The organism is Pseudomonas sp. PS01303 (assembly GCF_029959385.1).
Taxonomy (GTDB): Bacteria; Pseudomonadota; Gammaproteobacteria; order Pseudomonadales; family Pseudomonadaceae; genus Aquipseudomonas; species Aquipseudomonas rustica.
In genome coordinates, this window is sequence record NZ_JASCPK010000277.1 from 1 (window position 1) to 3064 (window position 3064).

A 3064-nucleotide genomic window follows, 5' to 3' on the forward strand; every position below is an offset into this window, starting at 1 on the left:
TCGGGTTCCTTCGCTCCGGGTTCATCCGGGGGCATCGCCTACGGTTTGCTTCGCTGCACCTCCTCTCGATGCTTTCCCCGTATGAATCCCTCCACTCAGCCTCCCGACGGGCTCTAAGATCAAAAGCAGGCGAGCTGACACTCGGCCTATTGAGTGGTGAAGAGCAGGCGTGTATGGCTTTGGATTTGTGGTGTTTTTGCCCCTCACCCCAGCCCTCTCCCGAGGGAGAGGGAGCTGATTTTTGGGCTTTTCGGGATTTTTGTTCGGCGCGGTATTTCACGTCGGCGTAACTTGCCCAAACACCTCGGTCAGTCCCCTCTCCCTCCGGGAGAGGGCTAGGGTGAGGGGCTTTCAGAATATACGCGGCAGCCAACCTTGCGCTCATTCTGTGTAGGAGCTGCCGAAGGCTGCGATCTTTTGATCTTGCTGTTGTAGAAGCCAGGCCTGCTCGCGACCGCGCTCGCACAGGCAATCCAATCGCGATCCCCACCTCAAAATCGACAGCCCCATTCCCCCAATCCAGCCATTTCACTGGCGCTTGCACTCACCTCGGCTATAAAGAATGAGTGGTCAGGTCTCTCGTGGTCGGTTGGGTAGCGGGAGTTTGTCGCTCATTTTTCGCGGGTCGTCCTATGAACAGTCTTGGGAAACGCGTGTTGCCTTTGGTTATTTTTGGTGTGTTGGCCGGTTGTGCCAGTCCTCCGCCGCCTCCGCCCGTGGCGCCGCCTCCGCCGCCGGAACGCACTTGTCAGATTCAGGAAAGCACCGAGGTGGTCGGTGACATGTACATCGACGAGCAGGTGACTCGCCACATCACCACCACCCGTTGCGTCACCCAATAGATCCATTGCTTGAAAAAAACTGTAGGAGCTGCCGAAGGCTGCGATCTTTTGATCTTGATCCACGAAAATCAAAAGATCGCAGCCTGCGGCAGCTCCTACAGGGGCAGGATCCGTTCAGGGTTTGAGCGGGATCAGGAGAGGAAACCACCGTCGACATTCAGCGCTACGCCGGTGGTGTAGCTCGATGCATCGCTGGCGAGGTACAGCACCGCACCGGCCATTTCGCTCGGATCGGCCACGCGCTTGAGCGGAATCTGCGTCAGTGCCTGCTTGAGAATCGCGTCGTTCTTCACCAGCGCCGAGGCGAATTTGGTGTCGGTCAGGCCCGGCAGCAGGGCGTTGCAGCGGATGCCGAACTGCGCGCATTCCTTGGCGAAGACCTTGGTCATGTTGATCACCGCAGCCTTGGTCACCGAGTAGATGCCCTGGAAGATCCCCGGCGAAATACCGTTGATCGACGCAACGTTGATGATGCTGCCGCCACCGTTTTCGCGCATCAGCTTGCCGGCTTCAACGGACATGAAGAAGTAGCCACGAATGTTCACGTCGACGGTCTTCTGGAACGCGCCGAGATCGGTGTCCAGCACGTTGCAGAATTGCGGGTTGGTCGCGGCGTTGTTGACCAGAATATCGAGGCGACCGAACTGTTCTTTGATGCCGGCGAACACTTGGGCAATCTGCTCCATTTCACCGATGTGGCAGGCCACTGCAGTGGCTTTGCCGCCGGCCGCGATGATCGCGTCGGCGACGTGCAGGCAGCCGTCGAGTTTGCGGCTCGAGACGATGACGTGGGCGCCTTGCTGGGCCAACAGTTTGGCGATGGCTTCGCCGATGCCACGGCTGGCGCCGGAGACGAAAGCGATTTTGCCGTCGAGGTCGAACAACTGAGTCTTGGACATAGGGGTTCCTTGGTGTGGGCCGTCAGAGGCTCGATTTCGCGATGACTTGCAGGCTCATCTGCTCCAGCAGTTTGTTCATGTGAATGAACTGCGCGAAGCGTTTGTCCTGGGTCTGGCCGTGGTAGAAGCGGTAGTAGATCTGCTGCACGATGCCGGCCAGGCGGAACAGGCCGTAGGTGTAGTAGAAGTCGAAATTGTCGATCTGGATGCCCGAGCGTTCGGCGTAGTAATCGACGAACTCACGGCGGGTCAACATGCCCGGTGCGTGGCTCGGCTGGCGGCGCATCAGTTGCACCGGCGCCGGGTCGTCGGCCTGAATCCAATAGGCGAGGGTGTTGCCCAGATCCATCAGCGGATCACCGAGGGTGGTCAGTTCCCAATCGAGCACGCCGATGATCTGCATCGGGTTGTTCGGGTCGAGGATGACGTTGTCGAAGCGATAGTCGTTATGGACGATGCTCGAGGTCGGATGGTCGGCCGGCATCTTGTCGTTGAGCCAGGCTTTCACCGCCTCCCAGAGCGGTGCGTCCGGGGTCAGGGCTTTTTCGTAGCGCTCGCTCCAGCCTTTGATCTGGCGGGCGACGTAGCCTTCCGGTTTGCCCAGATCGCCGAGGCCGCAGGCGTTGTAGTCGACACGGTGCAACTCGACGAAACGGTCGATAAAGCTCTTGCACAGCGCTTCGGTTTTTGCCGAATCGAGGCCCAGTTCCGGCGGCAGTTCTGAACGCAGGATGATGCCGTTGACGCGCTCCATGACGTAGAACTCGGCGCCGATCACCGACTCGTCGGTGCAGTGCACGTAGGCTTTCGGGCAATACGGGAAACCGTCACGCAATTGATTGAGGATGCGGAATTCACGGCCCATGTCGTGGGCGGATTTGGCCTTGTGGCCGAACGGCGGGCGGCGCAGGACGAATTCCTGTTCCGGGTATTCCAGCAGGTAGGTCAGGTTCGACGCGCCGCCGGGAAACTGGCTGATCGCAGGCGTGCCGCTCAGGCCCGGAATATGCGCCTTGAGGTACGGATCGATCAGGCTGGCATCAAGTTCTTCGCCAGAGCGGATACGGGTGGACTGGTCAGTAAGCGCCATGCTTATCCCTTCTGCTTATTTTGGAGGCCAGACATCATTGGCTAATCTAATGGCGCGCCCGATTGCTCACAAGCGCGGTGCGGTCTTATAGGTTAGCGTGTTGCCGGATAATCAGCGTTCCGAATAGGCACAAGAGCCCACCGTGTAGGAGCTGCCGAAGGCTGCGATCTTTTGATCTTATAAAAGCAAAATCAAAAGATCGCAGCCATCGGCAGCTCCTACAGGTCAGATCA

The 3064-nt window shown here is 58.8% G+C and carries 3 protein-coding genes; 1 reads left to right on the top strand and 2 read right to left on the bottom strand.

Annotated features, from left to right (window positions below; genetic code table 11):
* The first annotated feature begins 632 nt into the window (after positions 1-632).
* A complete protein-coding gene (locus QMX93_RS30330) occupies positions 633-842 on the top strand; it encodes a hypothetical protein (RefSeq protein WP_053121366.1) in 210 nt (69 codons plus the stop codon).
* Positions 843-973: 131 nt separating this feature from the next.
* Here QMX93_RS30330 and QMX93_RS30335 read toward each other — a convergent pair whose 3' ends face one another.
* Both QMX93_RS30335 and QMX93_RS30340 read right to left on the bottom strand, forming a co-directional pair.
* Positions 974-1741 (bottom strand): SDR family oxidoreductase, encoded by a 768-nt coding sequence (locus QMX93_RS30335; protein ID WP_282359278.1) that lies wholly within the window; start codon positions 1739-1741, stop codon positions 974-976.
* A gap of 22 nt (positions 1742-1763) precedes the next feature.
* Entirely contained in the window at positions 1764-2831 is a 1068-nt protein-coding gene (locus QMX93_RS30340) for a phosphotransferase family protein (RefSeq protein WP_159815704.1), read from the bottom strand.
* Between the last annotated feature and the right edge of the window lie 233 nt (positions 2832-3064).